18 protein-coding genes are annotated in these 17,984 nt (G+C 39.5%); 3 read left to right on the top strand and 15 right to left on the bottom strand.

Going from position 1 to position 17,984, the window contains the following annotated elements; all coding sequences use genetic code 11:
* Positions 1 to 46 precede the first annotated feature (46 nt).
* The 13 genes from WJP93_RS08800 to tnpA form a co-directional block, all read right to left on the bottom strand.
* On the bottom strand, positions 47 to 1,639 hold the full coding sequence (locus tag WJP93_RS08800) for a response regulator (RefSeq protein WP_337547827.1): 1,593 nt from the start codon (positions 1,637 to 1,639) through the stop codon (positions 47 to 49).
* Between the two features lie 29 nt (positions 1,640 to 1,668).
* The gene (locus WJP93_RS08795) at positions 1,669 to 3,399 is read right to left on the bottom strand and encodes a sensor histidine kinase (RefSeq protein ID WP_337547825.1); all 1,731 of its coding nucleotides are present in this window, start codon (positions 3,397 to 3,399) and stop codon (positions 1,669 to 1,671) included.
* An 11-nt stretch (positions 3,400 to 3,410) separates the two neighbouring features.
* A complete protein-coding gene (locus WJP93_RS08790) occupies positions 3,411 to 4,313 on the bottom strand; it encodes a carbohydrate ABC transporter permease (protein WP_066558192.1) in 903 nt (300 codons plus the stop codon).
* Positions 4,314 to 4,330: 17 nt separating this feature from the next.
* Positions 4,331 to 5,251 (bottom strand): ABC transporter permease subunit, encoded by a 921-nt coding sequence (locus WJP93_RS08785; protein ID WP_118615156.1) that lies wholly within the window; start codon positions 5,249 to 5,251, stop codon positions 4,331 to 4,333.
* A gap of 90 nt (positions 5,252 to 5,341) precedes the next feature.
* Positions 5,342 to 6,991 (bottom strand): extracellular solute-binding protein, encoded by a 1,650-nt coding sequence (locus WJP93_RS08780; RefSeq protein WP_118615159.1) that lies wholly within the window; start codon positions 6,989 to 6,991, stop codon positions 5,342 to 5,344.
* 341 nt (positions 6,992 to 7,332) lie between these two features.
* The gene (locus WJP93_RS08775; RefSeq protein WP_118615162.1) at positions 7,333 to 7,638 is read right to left on the bottom strand and encodes an AzlD domain-containing protein; all 306 of its coding nucleotides are present in this window, start codon (positions 7,636 to 7,638) and stop codon (positions 7,333 to 7,335) included.
* Entirely contained in the window at positions 7,628 to 8,359 is a 732-nt protein-coding gene (locus WJP93_RS08770) for an AzlC family ABC transporter permease (RefSeq protein ID WP_227102269.1), read from the bottom strand. The genes WJP93_RS08775 and WJP93_RS08770 overlap by 11 nt, the downstream gene beginning before the upstream one ends.
* An 8-nt stretch (positions 8,360 to 8,367) precedes the next feature.
* Positions 8,368 to 9,333, bottom strand: coding sequence for a glycoside hydrolase family 43 protein (locus WJP93_RS08765; protein ID WP_337547821.1), 966 nt, complete (start codon positions 9,331 to 9,333; stop codon positions 8,368 to 8,370).
* 224 nt (positions 9,334 to 9,557) lie between these two features.
* Positions 9,558 to 10,103, bottom strand: coding sequence for a biotin transporter BioY (locus tag WJP93_RS08760; protein ID WP_227102267.1), 546 nt, complete (start codon positions 10,101 to 10,103; stop codon positions 9,558 to 9,560).
* Positions 10,104 to 10,121: 18 nt separating this feature from the next.
* A complete protein-coding gene (gene bioB / locus WJP93_RS08755) occupies positions 10,122 to 11,117 on the bottom strand; it encodes a biotin synthase BioB (RefSeq protein WP_066558214.1) in 996 nt (331 codons plus the stop codon).
* A 157-nt stretch (positions 11,118 to 11,274) separates the two neighbouring features.
* The gene (locus WJP93_RS08750; protein WP_308732263.1) at positions 11,275 to 12,654 is read right to left on the bottom strand and encodes an aldehyde dehydrogenase; all 1,380 of its coding nucleotides are present in this window, start codon (positions 12,652 to 12,654) and stop codon (positions 11,275 to 11,277) included.
* 45 nt (positions 12,655 to 12,699) lie between these two features.
* Positions 12,700 to 12,966 carry a hypothetical protein gene (locus WJP93_RS08745; RefSeq protein WP_337547819.1) on the bottom strand — a complete coding sequence of 89 codons (267 nt, stop codon included), beginning with the start codon at positions 12,964 to 12,966 and terminating at the stop codon, positions 12,700 to 12,702.
* 183 nt (positions 12,967 to 13,149) lie between these two features.
* Positions 13,150 to 13,668, bottom strand: a complete 519-nt coding sequence (tnpA, locus tag WJP93_RS08740) for an IS200/IS605 family transposase (protein ID WP_337547817.1) — start codon at positions 13,666 to 13,668, stop codon at positions 13,150 to 13,152.
* 130 nt (positions 13,669 to 13,798) lie between these two features.
* On the opposite strand from tnpA, the gene WJP93_RS08735 reads away from it, so the two are divergent.
* Positions 13,799 to 14,089, top strand: coding sequence for a hypothetical protein (locus WJP93_RS08735; RefSeq protein ID WP_337547815.1), 291 nt, complete (start codon positions 13,799 to 13,801; stop codon positions 14,087 to 14,089).
* 409 nt (positions 14,090 to 14,498) lie between these two features.
* On the opposite strand, the gene WJP93_RS08730 is transcribed toward WJP93_RS08735, so the two are convergent.
* On the bottom strand, positions 14,499 to 15,416 hold the full coding sequence (locus tag WJP93_RS08730; RefSeq protein WP_337547814.1) for a radical SAM protein: 918 nt from the start codon (positions 15,414 to 15,416) through the stop codon (positions 14,499 to 14,501).
* A 142-nt stretch (positions 15,417 to 15,558) separates the two neighbouring features.
* On the opposite strand from WJP93_RS08730, the gene WJP93_RS08725 reads away from it, so the two are divergent.
* Both WJP93_RS08725 and WJP93_RS08720 read left to right on the top strand, forming a co-directional pair.
* Complete coding sequence (locus WJP93_RS08725; RefSeq protein ID WP_337547813.1) at positions 15,559 to 17,040, top strand: cellulase family glycosylhydrolase; 1,482 nt, start codon at positions 15,559 to 15,561, stop codon at positions 17,038 to 17,040.
* Positions 17,041 to 17,056: 16 nt separating this feature from the next.
* The gene (locus tag WJP93_RS08720; RefSeq protein ID WP_308732260.1) at positions 17,057 to 17,296 is read left to right on the top strand and encodes a hypothetical protein; all 240 of its coding nucleotides are present in this window, start codon (positions 17,057 to 17,059) and stop codon (positions 17,294 to 17,296) included.
* Here the strand turns inward: WJP93_RS08720 and WJP93_RS08715 are convergent.
* Entirely contained in the window at positions 17,282 to 17,947 is a 666-nt protein-coding gene (locus tag WJP93_RS08715; RefSeq protein WP_262538324.1) for a metallophosphoesterase, read from the bottom strand. The two genes, WJP93_RS08720 and WJP93_RS08715, sit on opposite strands and share 15 nt — an antisense overlap.
* Positions 17,948 to 17,984 lie beyond the last annotated feature (37 nt).

Here is a 17,984-nt window from a genome sequence, read left to right as displayed (position 1 = left end):
TGCCCTGCCTTTCAATTATTTTCCCACTTTTCAGTATCCATCATCCTTACTGATTTCGATATTCCTGTGGACTAATTCCCACATATTTCTTAAAATAATGAGTAAAGTATGATGCTGTTCTCATTCCTGTCATCTCAGCAATTTTCTGTATTTTTATTGTTGGGTCTTTTAATAGTTTCTTTGCTAATACAGTTCGCTGATCACTAATATAACTATTGATTGACTGTCCTGCTGTCTCTTTATAAATTCTTGACAAATAGGCTGGATTAAGTCCAACATAATCTCCTAACACAACCATTGACAAATCCTTTGATAAATTCTCTTTTATATAAGAATTTACAACATGTACAATTCGGCTTCGTGAATCCATATGCAATGATCTCCTCGCTTGGAAATACACATGAGCCATCTCATAAATTTCCTTTATTGCCTTGGAAAAATCTGCATAGATTCGAAAATTGCTCAGTTTTTGTGCATCAATCTCATCAAACGACTGGTTATCCTGTGGCAAAAAGTTAGCAATCGCATTTAACAGTTGACTGCTAAGGGTACAAAAAAGAGCATGTTCTTCTAACACAGACAGTTGACCACAATTTTCTTTTAATTCACCATATGCCTTTATGTACGCTTCCTCATTTCCAGCCGCTAAACTCTCCGACATCTGATTTGCTGCCAGTTCTGCCACATGATACCCACTATCAGTCTTTCTCCATAAAATCCCACTAAACTGATTATTTGGCATATACATTGTTACCGCATGCGTTTCCCCATCAATCTCCAGATGCCTGCAATTTAAAAGCATGTATGCCTTATCTGCTGCTTCAAGTCCAATTTTTTCTCCATAAACATACACATCAGGAATAATTCCATAGCTTTTGTCACATATATTCAAACCAATTTCTAAAAAACCGCGCAGCCTATCTGCGTCATTTTCCTCTGATTGTGCCAAAATAATGCAGTTTTCATCCGTGACAGAGCTAATAGTTCGAAATGCTCCCCTTAAACTTTCTTCCAAAATATCAATGATATTTTCAATAAACAGCCGTTGATCAGAAGAACCATTTACCCAACAAACTACAATTAAAAATTTCTCCTTAAAATCAAATTGTGTACTTCCAAATGCCAACGCATTCGTTATGGCATCTACATTTTTTGAGGTAATTTCACCATGCACGATTTTTCGTACACAGCCGCTTTTCACTAGTGGAAGCGCACTATTTAACTGTTGATTCAGCCGTACTACACGACTTTTCTCATTATAATACGCTTCTATCTTTTTATAACCTTTATCAATAGCTGCTAATATCGCTTCATCTCCTTCTACCTTAAGCACAAAAGAAACAGTATGTGCATCTACCGCCTCTTTCGCATATTCAAATTCCTCCTGACCAGTTAAAAATATCGTAAAACATTCTGGCCAATTTTCTTGAATCTTATCACGCAATTTCAGTCCATTGGTCTCTGGAAGACAAATATCTGTCATAAGCAGATCAATCCTATGTTCTCTGAAGATTTTTAAAGATTCCAATGCAGAACCAGCCTTAAATACCATAAACTGCCGATCTCGTTTTTTACTGATCATCTGATACAATGATTCTAAAATCAATGGCTCATCGTCAACAATAAGCAGATTATACATAAAAAGTACCCTACCTTTCTATCAATCTTTTATCCATTTTCTGGAACAGCAATCCTCAGTTTTACACAAAATCCGCCTTCAGTCCCATCATTTACAGTCAAGCCGCTTTCTGATCCGTATAATAGCGAAATTCTTGCCTGAACGTTCGTTAATCCGTGAATCTCTTCTTTATTTATTTCTCCCCTTTCCAAGCGTTGCTTAAGTTCAGAAAGCTGCTTCGGTGAAATTCCATCTCCATTATCCTCCACTTGAAACCATAAATATCCGTTTTCATATCCAGCTGATATGTGTATGATTCCGCCTGATGCTATATTTTTCAGGCCATGCTGATATGCATTCTCAGCCAAAGGCTGTAAAATCATAGGTGCGATTTTTATTTGCATGATTGACTCTGGTATCTCATCCATAATAATTTCAATCCTATCCTCAAAGCGAATATTCTGAATATACAGGTAATCTTTTACCTGCTCTAATTCCTGATTAAACGTCACTTCTCTGTCACTAGACTTTGTAATATACTGATAATACTTTCCAAGATGCTTCGCATACTCAGCAATCTCATCATTATCATCAAGTTGTGCCATTCTCGATATCGTAAACAAACTATTATAAAGGAAATGTGGCTGGATCTGGTACTGCAGCTGACGAAGCTGTGAAAGCTTACTCTGATACTCCGCATCCATCTTTTCTTTCATCAGCCTGTTTGTATCCATAATCATTTGATTATATTGTTCGTAAATCTGCGCAAACTCATCATTTTCATTCATGTTCAATAAAGGCGGCATTTTTTGTTTTGCCATCGCTTCCATAATTCGATTTAGTGGGTGCGCAATGATATGCGTTGCATAAGATCGGAATGCAAAATACAGTATCAGAACCAGCAGTATCATAATAACGTCCATCACAACAGTTTTCTTCAATGGATCTTGAATCACATTCTTAGGATATCCATATAAAATCCAAAGCCCTGATTTTTTACTGTAAGAGCCACTTATCATAATATCCGATTTTATTCGTAACTCATCTACATTATCATTATACTTCAATGCCTCAGTTAATTCATAGCTGATTTGATTTTCCCAATTTTCTTCCTGCGGTGTCGTTTTGTCCCGATACACAGCCACTAATCTACCATATTGATCTGCTACCGCAGCAAAACCAGTTTCATCAATTTGAATGTTCTGCTCAAGAAATGTTTTTAAACGCGAAGCAGTTATAACAGAACGAATATAATATACACACTTGTTTTCTTTTCCACTTATCGCTAATGGATAATATGTTGTTAGCAAAAGATCCCCTGAATCTGATAACAAACACTGCCTGTTATCATAAAATTCATCTACCTCATAAGACTCAAGAATCGGCGCATTTCCACTTACAACCTTATGGTGCTGTGGAAAATAAATACCAACCTTGTCAATTAGTGTGTATAAAATACGAATTTCTTTAAGCTTATCTGACAAGTTCACACAATCTGTCATGCGTTCATATGACGAGCGATAATCCCAGTACATATTTATCTTGGCAACACCCTGACTATAAAGCAGGTTGCTCTGTGCCATTTGAAGATTATCTAGCTGTCTGTCAAAGCTGTCCTTCCATTTTACTACTCTCACATCAATATCTTCCATAAGCCGTTCTTCCAGAACTGTTTTATAATATTTGTTAATGCACAGCCCAGTACACAAAAAAGCAACACATGTAATCAAGACCGCAATATTCAACTTATGAAACGCATTTCCCTTTACTGGTTTTTTCATTCATTTATTCCTTATCCCTTTACTGATCCAAGTACCATTCCTTTTACAAAATATTTCTGAAGATACGGATATGCAGCAATAATTGGAAGCGTTGAAAGGAAAATCTGCGCACATTTTACTGTACGGTCGGAGACAAGCGACATCGTCTGCCAATCCAGTGCTCCACTAGTCGTCGACTGTGTATCCACAAGAATAGTATTCAAATAACTTTGAAGTGGATACTGCTCTGGTTTATTCATATAAATAATTCCGTCAAACCATGCATTCCAGTGATACACAAGCGCAAATAGAAAAATCGTTGCAATTGATGCTTTTGACAGTGGCACATAAATTTTCATCATGATCTGCCATTGATTCGCACCATCGACAATTGCAGCTTCCTCTAACTCATCTGGAAGCGCCCTAAAGAAATTAAGCATAAGTACAACGCTAAAGACTGGAACTGCTCCAGGCAATACTAATGCCCATATAGTTCCTAAAAGATTCAGACTTTTTACAGTCATAAAATTCGGAATTAAGCCACCGTTAATTAACATTGTCAGAAAGAAAAACCATGTATACGCTGTACGGCTATGAAATCTCGAATTTTTCTTTGACAGTGGATATGCCGTCATGATACACAAAAGCACATTTAACGCTACACCCAATAGACACCTCTCCAGTGTAATACCCATTGCTCTCCAAAACGCTTCTCTTTTTGCTACGTATTCATATGATTTTAAAGTAAAATCCACTGGTAAAAACATAACTTTTCCTGCAGTAACAGCTGTATTACTACTTAACGAAATTGCCAGTACATTCACTAATGGAAGTATACATAGTAAAGCCAACAATGTCAAAACAATTCCATTAATCAGAGAAAAAAGCTTTGATCTCCATGAACTTTTGATACGATTTTTATTTTTACCTGTCATATTCATTGCTCCTCTCTCTAAAAAATACGATAATCAAAAAACTTGTACGCGATATAATAAGATACCGAAATAAAAAAGCATGATACTACTGATTTAAACATACTCATTGCCGTAGCCGGACCAAACTGTGCATCCAACATAGCAATACGATAAATAAACGTATCCAGAATATCTCCAGTCGCATATACTTGAGGACTTATTAAATTCTGTATTTGATCAAATCCTGCATTTAGCACATTTCCAAGCGAAAGTACGGTCATCAGAATTACAATCATGCGAATTCCTGGAAGCGTCACGTGCCACATTTTCTGAAGTCGCCCTGCCCCATCCATTGTTGCTGCCTCATACAAGCTCATATCAATACCAGTGATTGCCGCCAGATACACAATCGTTCCGTATCCAAAATTTTTCCATACATCTGTCCATATGATAGTTTGCTGAAAATACTTGTTACTTCCCAAGAAAAACGGTGCTTGAATTCCAAACATATTCAAAATACGTCCAATCATACCACTTGAAGGTGATAAAATATCAATTAACACCCCCGCAAAGATAACCCAAGATAAAAAATACGGAAGATAAATTGCAGTCTGAACAGATCTTCTAAATTTATTTGATTTTACTTCATTTAGCATAAGTGCAACTAGTACTGGTATTACAAGATTTAACACAATTTTCCACAGTGCGATTACAATTGTATTTCTTAACGCCGCCATTGCTCCTGGCATATTTATTAAATACGTGAAATTATCAAATCCAATCCATTTTTGATCACCAAAAAATCCTTTTGCCGGAATAAACTTCTGAAACGCAATCTTCATTCCAACCATGGGGACATAACAAAAAATAATCGTAAATATCACACCTGGGAGCAGCATTAGATGAAATGGCAGCTCTTTTCTCAAATTTGTTTTCTTTTTCTGTCTCATCTTTTCCATACAAATCCTCTTTCTGAAAAAGGGCAAGCCATCGCCTGCCCCTTCCCTCTTTATAAAATCATATAACCTAATACCATCTTTAAAAAACGATTACTGAACAGACGCATACCACTCATTTACTTCGTTAGTGATCTGCTCTCCACCAAGAGAATTGAAGTCTTCCACAAACTTATCAAATTCATCCACAGATGCCTCACCAATGATAATCTTGTTAAACATCTCATCGCGCATCTTCTCAAGTGTAGACATCTTTTCAGTCATAGTCTCTGTCGGCGCGCCTACAAAACGATTAATCAGAATTCTTCCATCTGACTGCATCTCGTCAATGGATGCGTAAGAGCTTGGTGCCGGTCCATAAATTCGCTCCCAGCCCCATACAGACTTTCCATCTTCACTTCCTGAATAATAACGCTCAAGCTTATCCCAAATAGATTTTGCTTCACCCGTAAGCTGATCTGTTGTATCATTTGCCATTGCTTCTTGAATATCTCTGTATGCATAAATGTTCTTTAATGGCATAGAGCATTGTACTGGTGATAATTTCCATACACCCTCAGCTACTGGCGGTGCATAATAAACAGAATTATCTCCTGTCTCACCCCAACATTTTTCAATAAACAAATTTGCCATTTTAATTAATGCCTCTGGATGCTCGAAATCCTTTCTAACAACAAGCCATCTCGTGGTTCCAAGATCCGCCTGAGCTGATGCCTTTTCATCTCCAGCAGTCGGAATTGGGCACGCCGACCATACTGCATCATTGTCCAGATTATAATTTGTCTGGAACTGTACGAGTGACAGCCACTGCTGACCAAATGTTAATCCACATTTTCCTGATGCTCCAGCCTCACCTGCCTTACCAGAATCCATAACACCAAACTCAGGATCAATCATACCCTTCTGATACAAATCTGCCAAAGTCGCAAGTGCTTCCTTACACTCTGGCTGTGTTGCTCCATAAACAAGCTGTCCATCTTTCTCTACCCAGATCGTTGGATATGCACCATATGCATTGAAGAATCCCTTCAATCCACCATAACCACCGCCAAATACATTTGGAGAACCTGCAACACCGATTCCATAGGTATTGTTCTCACCATCACCGTCTGGATCTTCATTTGTAAATTTATCAATAACGGTTAACAGTTCATCCATTGTCTGCGGAATTTCAAGATCAAACTTGTCTAGCCAGTCCTGACGAATCCACATCAAATCCACAGAATCAACTGATCCACCTGTCACTGGAAGACCATACATTTTTCCATCAATTGATGCTGCTAAAAACGGATCATCGCCTTCCTGTGTCAATGTTTCCTTTGTAAAATCTGCTGCATATGCTTCATATACATCCGATATATCTGCAATCAAATCTGCCTCTGCTAACTGTACCATCTGTGTTGCCGTAACCGACATAATATCTGGCAACTCACCTGTTGCAATTGTGATATTGATTTTCTGGCTATATTCATCATCACCTTTTACAATCCAATCATATACAACATTAATTCCCAACTCATCACGATAAGTATCAAGCCAAAAATTGTCCTCTAATGTCTGTCCAGGAAGATTTCCCAATGCATAGGTTTCAATTGTATCATCAGTTGCTCTCACGAAATGTACATCTAGGGTCTCTTCATATTTTCCAAACGGATCTGCCTCAGCTTCGCCTGCATATGCTGGTATTCCACTAATTGCAAAAACGACTGATACTGATAGCGCTGCTAAACTTCTACTCTTCATAAATTTCCAGTCCTCCTATTCTCATGCTTTGAATTTGGGCCCGACATCAGTTTTAATTTACTGTGCAATTCAGCATTGATTTTGATAGTTTTATTATATGTCGCACATGCACAAAAATTCAATTGTATTTTTCTGACTTTTGTTGTGTTTTTTGTATCTTTTCATTTTAAATTCGTATCATATTGTTATTATATAGTTTCTATCTCTGTTTTTATTTAGTTATTTGTTTTTATTTACTAACTATATCTTTATTGTAGATTGGCTACCCAGACTAAATTTACAACTATACATACAAAAATTCCCTCTTCACTGAACTTTCTGGTTCAATAAAGAGGGGGTTCTCAAATTAACATCTCTGCCGCAAACACAATCACGCAGCATATTACTGCCACTAGAAACATACTTACACCCTTTCTAGCAGCAATGATTCCTGCTATAAGTGCCAGTACTCCTGCAATCGGCACAGCAGTCGTTTCTACAATCGCTGGAAAAGTCATGACAGATAACGTTACATACGGTACATAGAATAAAAATGACTTTAAAAATGGATTTTCAATTTTCTTTCGGATCAGTGTAAGCGGCACCGCGCGCACGGCAAAGGATACAAGCGCAGACACCATGATATACAGATAAATATTATGCTGCATCGTTTTTATCTCCTTCCTGCGTTTCGTCCTTCACTGGAAACAATACTGCGGCTGCTCCTGCGATTACAATTGTCAAGATTATAGTTCTCATACTTGCAGACAAAGTTTTTGTAACTGGAAGCCATGTAAACAGGCCACTGAATACAAAACTAATCAAAACAACACCGCCTAAAACCTTGTTTTTCTTTGTAGGCGGAATGACAATTGCTAAAAACATGCCATACAATGCAACACTAAGCGCACTTACGGCAGAAGCCGGCAGGATATTTCCTGCAACAATTCCTATTGCCGTTGCAGATGACCATGCCGGCAGTGCGAGCGCCATTGCTCCATAAGTATAAAAAGGATTCACATTTCCAGGTCTTGCAATGGAGATTCCAAAGATCTCATCGGTAATGCCAAATCCGACTAATACACGGTGGATAAGCGGTGCATCTGGTGCAAAACGCTGACTTAATGCACAGCTCATCAAAAGATATCTTGCGTTTGTTATAAGGATGACGAGTGCCATCTCAATGTAAGGCGCACCTGCCTCTATTACAGTAAATTCTGCATACTCACCTGCTGATGCATGGTTGAGCATACTTGATAGAAAACCCTGAAACGGGGTTAGTCCTGCTTTTCTTGCCATAATTCCAAGTGAAAATGCAACTGCGAAATAGGCAAGTGCAATGGGGATGCTGTCATACATCCCCTTGCTGAATGCTCTCTTGTTACTCATTGTACTGCTTACTGCCAGCCCTTATCTGACCAGTCATGGTCTTTAATACGCTGATACTCCTCCATGGAAATTTTAAGAATGGTTCCGTGTTTAAAACCATATGGGAACGAAAATGCGGCATCACTTTTTATGAAGTTTCCACTTGCTAAACTATCTGCGACAAATGGCACATACCCTTGTCCTGCACCCGGCACGCCATAGTAATCTAAGAAAAGACACCATCTGCCATCCTCTAACTTAACAGCTGTTGCTGCCTCATATTTGCCTTCCTCGATGGTCTCCATACTCTTATCAAACGCTTCAATTCTCGTATATGGTCCAGTGATTTCATCTGAACGAAGCAACAGTATACGCGCTGGATTTTGACCACACTTAACAAACAGATAGTAGCTTCCATCTTCCTCATAAAGTGCGGAATCTATTATATCATGTTCTTTCCACTCATATAAAATTTCCGGCTTTGAAAATTCTTTAAAATCCTTTGTGCGGCTATAAAAAATTGCTTTTTCACCGTAATTATTTCTTGCATGAGAAGAAGACCAGTGCACAACATAATCTTCTGCCTTTTTATCATAAATAACATCTGGTGCCCACAAACAGCCAAACTGTTCGTCTCCAATCTTTGCAAGACGCTGCTCCGTCCAGTTTACAAGATCATCTGACTCCCATATTGCAAGGCTTTTACTTCCGTTACGACCGATCTCATCCCACGAATGATGATACTGTCCGCGCATTCCATAAGACAAGCTTAAATCTGTTGCCAGAATAACAAATTTTTCCTTTCCAGTCTGTGGATTTTTGCAGCGCACTACAGTAAAATCACGCACTCCCTTATCACCATAATAAGCCCAAAGCACTGGCGCACCGCCGTTTACCTCTTCCCAGTTAAAGCCATCCTTGCTTACGCCAAAATAGACCTGCTCTCCATCCGGCGTTGTCTTCTCTCTAAAATGTACAAATAAATATGCCTGCATCTTTTCATTATCTCCTTGTTTTCACGGGGACAGGGACAGTGGCTTTTTTACTGGGTACACTGGCCCTATTCTTATCCCCATTATTTTCCCATTTCTCCTATCATAGCACAGCAAAAATAGAAAAACAATGATGAAAAACTCCCTCGTGGCTTATTTAAAAGTCATGAGGGAGTGTACTTCACTATTTTTATTTTTTTTATTTTTAATTATCTCGATTCTACTAGTTACGCTGGAAGCAGGCTGCTTCTCTTTAATGCTATAAAAACAACCTTACCTAATGCAATTGCAATTACCATCTTGAGTAAATCAAATGGGATAAATGGCATTACACATACGCTTAATGCATAGCCTACTGTACACTGTGCCTGGATTACAAACCAAACTGTTCCAAACAGATAAGCAATTGCTGTTCCGGCTACCATACCAACAAAGCTCCAAACAATGTTTCTGTTTGTCTTTTCCAGAACAATTCCGCTGATTAAGGCAAGCAGAATAAATCCTACAAGATAACCGCCTGTCGGGCCTGCCAGCTTTGCAATACCGCCTGTGTAACCAGAAAATACAGGAAGTCCAACTACACCAAGAAGCATATAAATCAGATAGCTGATACAGCCTTTCTTTGCGCCAAGCAGGTAAACAGTCAGGTAAATTACCAGATTCGTAAAAGAGATCGGAACTGCTCCGATCGGGATGGACATTGGTCCCAAAATACACATAAGTGCCGCCATAATCGCACACATTGTCATTGTCTTGACAGATTCATTTCTCATGATTATTTATTTCCTCTCTTACTTTGCTGTTTTTTGAGTCTTCTCATACTCTGGTGTCACATTTCTTCCGATTCCCTCAAGCATTTTTTTATCGCTTCTAATTGTTGCACAGGCAACTGTTGTCAACATATTTCCTGTGATCGTTGCTGATACACCAGATTCAAATGCTAACTCTCCATCATTTGTCAAAAGAGCACGTCCAGCGCCAAGGCGAATATCTGCCGTTGGATTAATATAGCGAAACAAAGCAACAGTACGCAAAATATCAGGTTCCGAGATTCGTTCAAGATTCTCAAGTGGTGTGCCTTTAATTGGCATCAGTGAGTTTATCGGAATTGAGTCGACACCGCACTCAAAAAGACTTACCGCCATATCAATACGATCCTCCCAGGTCTCACCCATACCGATAATTCCACCTGAACAGACATACATGCCCTCTTCCTTTACCATCTTTAATGTGGCAATCTTTTGCTCATATGTATGTGTCGTGCAGATCTGCGGAAAATAACGTTTTGAAGTCTCAATATTGTGATGATAGCTTGACACACCTGCCTCATGCAGTCTGTGAAGCTGCTCTCTTGTCAGAAAACCCATTGAAGCACAAAGATCAATGCGACATTCCTTCTTCATCGTCTCATACGCGTGAATAGCCTTTTCAAACTCCTCACCTGTAAGTGCCTTTCCTGCCGTAACGATTGAAAAACGATCTACGCCTTCTCTCTCATTCATCTTACAGGCTTCTATAATCTGCTCCTCTGGTAAAAAGCCATATACCTCACAATCTGTGTGATGATGCGCCGACTGCGCACAATACTTACAGTCCTCAGGGCAGCGTCCGCTTCTTCCATTAATGATTGAACAAAGATCTACCTTATCTCCTACAAAATGCTCACGAATTTTATCCGCGCCTTTGCACAGGTCATCTAAATCACAGTCCAGAAAAAAAGACAGATCATCTTTTCTTGTCAGTCTCTTTCCTTCAATAATCTCCTCTGCCAGCTTTTGCATATCCATGTTTTTTCCTCCTCCCGGCAAATTCGAATTGATTGTACTCTTTTTTGTTTTGATTGTCAACCTATTTTTATTTTATAGTTAACATTTCTTTCATAAATAAAGCTACAGTTCACACGTCATGTTACGAAAGCCCGAAGGTACAATGGCTTTCACGTAACTATTTTAAAAATAAGCAAAGCAGCTTCCTCTTCCAATTGTGATATGGACGATATCTAATCGGCAGATCTATCCACGTTTTCTTGTCTACAATACTTTTGTAATGAGTAAAGGTGTCAAAGCCTGTTTTTCCATGATAGCTTCCCATACCACTCTCACCAAAGCCGCCAAACGGCATCTCACTTGTTGCCAGATGAATCAGCGTGTCATTTATACAGCCGCCGCCAAATCCGATTTTTTCTATTACACTTTTGGCTGCGCACTTATCCTGTGTAAAAATATAAAGTGCCAGTGGGTGTGCCATACTGCGAATTGTATCAACTGCCTCATCAATAAAGTCATATGTCAAAACTGGAAGAATCGGTCCAAAGATTTCTTCCTGCATAACTAAATCTGAAAATGTTACATTATCCATTATGGTCGGCTCAATTTGCAAAGTACTTCGATTTGCAGTTCCGCCAACAACAACCTTTTTGTAATCAATCAGTCCAAGAAGCCTGTCAAAATGTTTCTCGTTAATGATCTTTCCATATTGTTTTCGCTTTAATGGCTGCCTTCCATATTGCTTTTGTATCTGTTTTTTTAATTCATTCACCAGCTCATCTTTTACTGCACTGTCACAGTAAATATAATCTGGTGCAACACATGTCTGTCCGCAATTTAAAAATTTTCCAAATACAATTCGTTTCGCTGCAAGCTTGATGTTGGCTGATTTATGAACGATACATGGACTCTTTCCGCCAAGCTCAAGTGTAATTGGCGTTAGATGAGCTGAAGCGCAGCGCATTACTTCTTTTCCGACAGACTGACTGCCTGTAAAGAAAATATAATCAAAATTCTCATTTAACAGACATGTATTTTCTTCCCGTCCGCCTGTGACAACTGCCACATATTTTTCATCAAAGCATTCTCTTAACATGTGGCTGATAAGCTCACTTGTATTTGCAGAATAAGCACTCGGTTTTACTATAGCCGTATTGCCTGCTGCTAGCGCATCAACTAATGGTTCAAACGTCAGCATAAGAGGATAATTCCAAGGACTCATAATCAGCACCACACCATATGGAGATGGCTTTTGATAGCTTCTTGAATGAAACTGTGCAAGCGGTGTATGTACTGTCCGCTCTTTTGCAAATTTGCGCGTATGCTTTATCATATATGTCAGCTCACTTAAAACAAGTCCTGTTTCACACATATAGCTCTCAAAAGCGGATTTTCCTAAATCTGCACAAATTGCCTGATTGATCTTTTTTTCATATTTTATAATGCATGCTCTCAGTTTTTCTAGTGCGCTTATACGAAACGATACATTCAAAGTCTCACCAGAATTAAAAAAGTCCCGCTGCTTTTTGACTAACTTTTCAATTTCTGTCTGTGTCATGATTATATCCCTCCCCCAAATTTTCCCCTTTTAGAAAGATAAGACTTACGCCATATACATGATAACAACAAACAATAAATTATTATTTGTTGTTCTTACATTCTCTAGCATCTCCATCAGCTTTGTAAATGGGCCGATATTTCCGCCTATAACGATCTCTATTTTTAATGGCTTGTCCCATGCTTGTAAAATACCATGAAGCTCCTCAAGCTCACTATTATAATCTGCCGGCATTCCTTTAAGACGTCCGAAACGCTTCAGCGCATCCTCCTCTGTCTTTAATCTTATCAGATCAATTCGTATTTTTTCCATAATCACTTCCTCCAACATTATCCACATTTGAATACAAAACAGCAATCGTGTTTTGTTTATATTGATCTATTATAGCTGTTTTGTGTGTATTTTTCAACTATTATAATGTTTCAGCGCAGAAAACCCCGGCCGTTCGTAAGAACGTCCGCGGGATGAATGCACCGGTTGTATACAAAATATGCATCATTCCAACAGATTTTTCTTCTGGAATTTGGAACTTCTTTTGGTCTGATGTTCTTTAGAGCGCTGAGATTCAATGTACTGCTTTACTGTTTCAAGAGAAACGCTTCCAGTAGTGGCGATAAAGTAGCTGCGGCTCCAGAATGAGGTATCATCCCCATAGATGTACTGTTTGATCTGTTCCGGGAATCGCTTACGCATCTCTCTTGACAACTGAGTCTTGATACTTCTGACAAAGACGGATACGTTCGTATTCGGTGGCAGCGATACCAGCAGGTGGATATGGTCTCTGTCTGTCTCTGCTGACAGGATTTTTCCGCGGAACTGTTCCACCATATGATTTGAAAACTCCTTCATGGCAGAACTCATTTCTTCGTTAATTACCGGTTTTCGGTAATGCGTGACGAAAATCATATGATAGGTAAGGCAATAGATACAATGCTGCCCCCGGTTGTATCCATCTTTCTTTACCCTGTCTTTTTTGTCTTTGATATCATCAGCATTTCCGGATATACGTTTCATAATAATATCTCTCTCGTTTACAGCTAAAATGATTTAAAATTTTGTATATAGCCTGATTTTACCTAAATTTTATCGTATAATATATCTGTAGTCAACTATATTCTCACGTTTTTGAAAAGGAGGGTTCTGTATGCATACCATATCAATATTTGTGGATAAAAACCGGATGCCAAAGCCTGCATCGTATTTCGAGTGCCAGACTCGCCTTGCAAAAAATTTGCGAAACGCAGCAAACTTTATCATTCGTAACCTGCGTACCGGACTGAAAAAAGCTCCGGATACACGCACCGCCAATGAGAATGAGGTTCTGGAGACCGTACGTATCGGTATTGAGATGGCAAAGGAAAAGATGCAGAGTATCGGTTTTCCGGGAAACGAATCTCACGTGGACAATACGAGTCAAAGAACGGTACGATTTTAAATGCAGATGTCAACGGTGCAGGAAATATCATTCGCAAGATCTATCCGAATGCATTTGATGAAGTAAAAGATTTCTCCTACACGAATAAGACGGTCATCCGGGTCACCAGAGAAGCACTCTGCCTTGTAAAACCCAAAGAAAAGCACGCCAGACCACGAAGAAAAAGTGGTATGAACCGATGGCTGCATCATCGCAGACAGGAACAGATGCTTGTCTATTTTGAGCTATTCAAAGCAAGCAGTGCCAGGGATAAGACCAGGTATATCGAGGAGTCAAAACAAAAAGCCGCCCAAAAGACGGCTTAAAGGTAAACCCGTAACAGGGTGTAGAGGGCTTGTGAAGGTCCTTTGAGGCGTTCCACCATGTCTCAAGAAGCCCCGCCCGTTCGTGAGAACGTGCGCCGGGAGCATCACAATCCTGTATCATCAAACTGCGGAATAAAGCTTTCCTTTGCCGTCTCACCTTCTTGTATAAATCCATTTTCCACACCCAAATCAATTGCATAGTCCACAACCTCATCATATTCCTTCTGCGTGATCGTGCGGCCAAGATTTTTAAAGCGCTTCTCAATTCCCGGCATCGGTGTGTATTGGTTCATAATACTTATATAGACCTGATCACCGTATGTCTCATATAGATAACGAATGGCTTCTTTTGACTCTTTTATATGGCCTGGCAAAATCAAATGACGCACAATCACACCTCGCTTCATCATATCTCTCTCATCAAATTTTGCACCTCCAGTTTGCTTTACCATCTGTGCCAGAGCACGCTTTGCTACCTCTGGATAATCTGGTGCATTAGAATAGCGCGCAGCCATCTCACTGCTTATATACTTAAAATCTGGCAAAAAAATATCCACAATTCCATCAAGTGCCTCAATTGCCTCAACCTTTTCATATCCGCTCGAGTTATAGACAATTGGAATTGTCAATCCACTCTTCCTTGCTCGCTTTATGCTCTCAATGACAATTGGCAGATAATGGCCTGCCGTCACGAGATTGATATTATTTGCCTTTTTTTCCTGAAGCTCCATGTAAATCTCGCAAAGCCTATCTTGTGTAATTGTCCTGCCAGAATGACCAAGCGCAATTTCTCTATTCTGACAATATACACAGCCTAAATTACAGCCTGAAAAAAATACAGCTCCTGATCCCTCATCACCAGAGATACATGGCTCCTCCCACATATGAAGGGCAGCTCTTGCTGCCGTTATTGTGTTTCCAACTTTACAGGCGCCAAAACCACGCGTACGGTCAGCACCACACTCACGCGGACACAGCCTGCAATTAGTCCAGTCTATTGTAAAATGCTTATTTTCTTCCATTTTTTTGTCTCCATATTTAACTTTTTCTTACAATTCCCAAAAAGCAGTTGTGTTTCTCCCAAAAAGCTATATGATAGAATTGATTGTAATGATTTTACTTTATTACCACTTACCCATTATAATTTATCATGGAGGTGCTATCATGTATTTTGATGCACATTTTATTTTTAACACCTTCCGATCTCGTGGGGTTTTTATGTTTGTGCTTTGTCTTATGATCCTTTGCTCTGTGCGTCCCTCTTTTGCAGCAGAAGCCGAAGCTACGCTGCAGGCGGAAACTACAGACGCTTCTGCTATTGAGGCAGCTGGTATTGTCAGCGAACATGGTCAGTTAAGTGTCTCATCATCTGGATTTGTAGTGGACAAAAATCAATCTGTCTTCCAAATTCAGGGTATAAGTACACACAATTTGGCTTGGTATCCGGAGTATGTAAATGTCGATACATTTCGCAAACTTCGTGATGAGTTCAATATCAACACAATCCGCCTTGCCATGTACACAGCAGAAGATGGCGGCTATTGCGTCAGTGATGACACTGCAAGACAGCAAATGCTTGCCTGTCTGACTTCTGGTATTGAAGCTGCCATACAGTTGGATATGTATGTGATCGTAGACTGGCATATTCTTTCAGATTCCAATCCAAATCTCTACAAGGAAACTGCCCTTTCTTTCTTCGAAAGGATTGCTTCCACTTATGGTGACAAACCAAATATTTTGTATGAGATCTGCAATGAGCCAAACGGTGACACCTCATGGGACGAAATCAAAAGCTACTCTGTTGACGTGATTGACCGCATTCGTATGTATGCACCGCAAAGCATTGTAATTGTTGGTACCCCAACCTGGAGTCAGGATGTGGATATTGCTTCTTCATCTCCAATTGAGCGCACCAATCTCCTTTATAGTCTTCATTTTTATGCGGCAACCCACAAGGAAGATCTGCAAAGCAAGCTGCAGACTGCACTCACAAATGGTCTTCCTGTCTTTGTATCAGAATTTGGCATTACTGAGGCTTCCGGAAGCGGAATCGTTGATACCACAAGCGCTGATACCTGGATGAAACTGTTAAATGAAAACGGCATTGGCTACATTTACTGGAATCTTTCAAACAAAGACGAAGCCTGTGCCCTTCTTCGTTCCTCGTGCACATCATTATCCGACTGGACTTTTGATGATTACTCGCCTGCCGGACAATGGTTTTTACAGAATCAGCAAAATAATGCTTCAATTTATGACAAAGCAGCCGCCGCTCCAACAGCGGCTGTCGACACTCCTACTACACTTTACGCAAGTGATGATTATTGGAGCTTTAGCAATGGCTGCAATGTTTCTGTAAGCCTTACTGATACCTGGGCTGATACATCCATGCAGTATGCCTCTTATGATGTAACTGTTTCAAATACATCTTCTTCTGATGTAACAAACTGGCGTTTTCGCATCACCTGGAATGAGGAAATTTCACCAAAGGAATACTGGTCATGTGAAATCGGCGGCTCTGGAAATAATTGTCTTTTCATTCCCGTAGACTATAACACGACCATCCCGGCAGGCTCTTATATCACCTTTGGAATGATCGTGTATGGTGTTCAGTCACCTGAACTGACAAATATCACCTTTGAATAAAACTAGGAGCTTTTTGATGAAATCAAAATATACAAAAAAACAACGTGTTCTTGCCATTTTAGGCATCATACTTTTAGTCGGACTTTATCTCGCAGCGCTTATCGCTTCGTTCTTTAACAGCCCGACTTCACAGGGATTTTTATGCAGTGCTTTATTCTGTACATTCTTTATCCCAATCGTTATCTATCTTCTTCAGTTTTTTGCAAAGAAAAATTCTTCGTCACCAGATGACGACGATAAATCATTTAGGAAATAAATTTCCGATTAAAGGGGTCTTCGGACCTCTTTTTTTTCGATTTTCCTCAATCACTTCATCATCAATATCAATATAATAACGCTCATATGCATTCACTACACGTGTTTCATTATACTTACATTCTCTTTTATAACGTCCTCCGTAATTGGCATGCACATGACCATGTACAAACAAAAGTGGCTTATAACAGTCCATTAAGTCCCTAAATACCTGAAATCCCTTGTGAGGAATGTCATCACCGTCATTTAACTGATATGCCGGCGCATGCGTAACAAGAATGTCAAAGCCATCTTTCTTTCGCAGCTTAAAACGCATCTTATTCACACGCTTTTTCATCTCATTTTCCGTGAACATGTTACTTCCCTCTTTGTAGCGCATTGATCCCCCAAGACCAAGCAAACGTACACCATGAAACTCAAAAATATCGTCTTCAATGCAGATACAGCCATCAGGAGGTGTCATCTCATAGTTTGCATCATGATTTCCCCTCACATAAATCACAGGTGCCTTTGTAAATGTTGCCAGAAAGGACAGATATTTGGGATTTAAGTCTCCGCACGAAACAATCAGATCCACATTTTCAAGCATCGACTTATCAAAATAGTCCCACAGCGCCTTCGACTCGATATCTGCAATTACCAGTATTCTCATTCCTACCTCTACCTCTGCCATAATCCAGCGCAGCTAT

The organism is Anthropogastromicrobium sp., from assembly GCF_037349415.1.
Classification (GTDB): domain Bacteria; phylum Bacillota; class Clostridia; order Lachnospirales; family Lachnospiraceae; genus Anthropogastromicrobium; species Anthropogastromicrobium aceti.
This window is presented reverse-complemented; position numbering and strand designations above follow the sequence as displayed.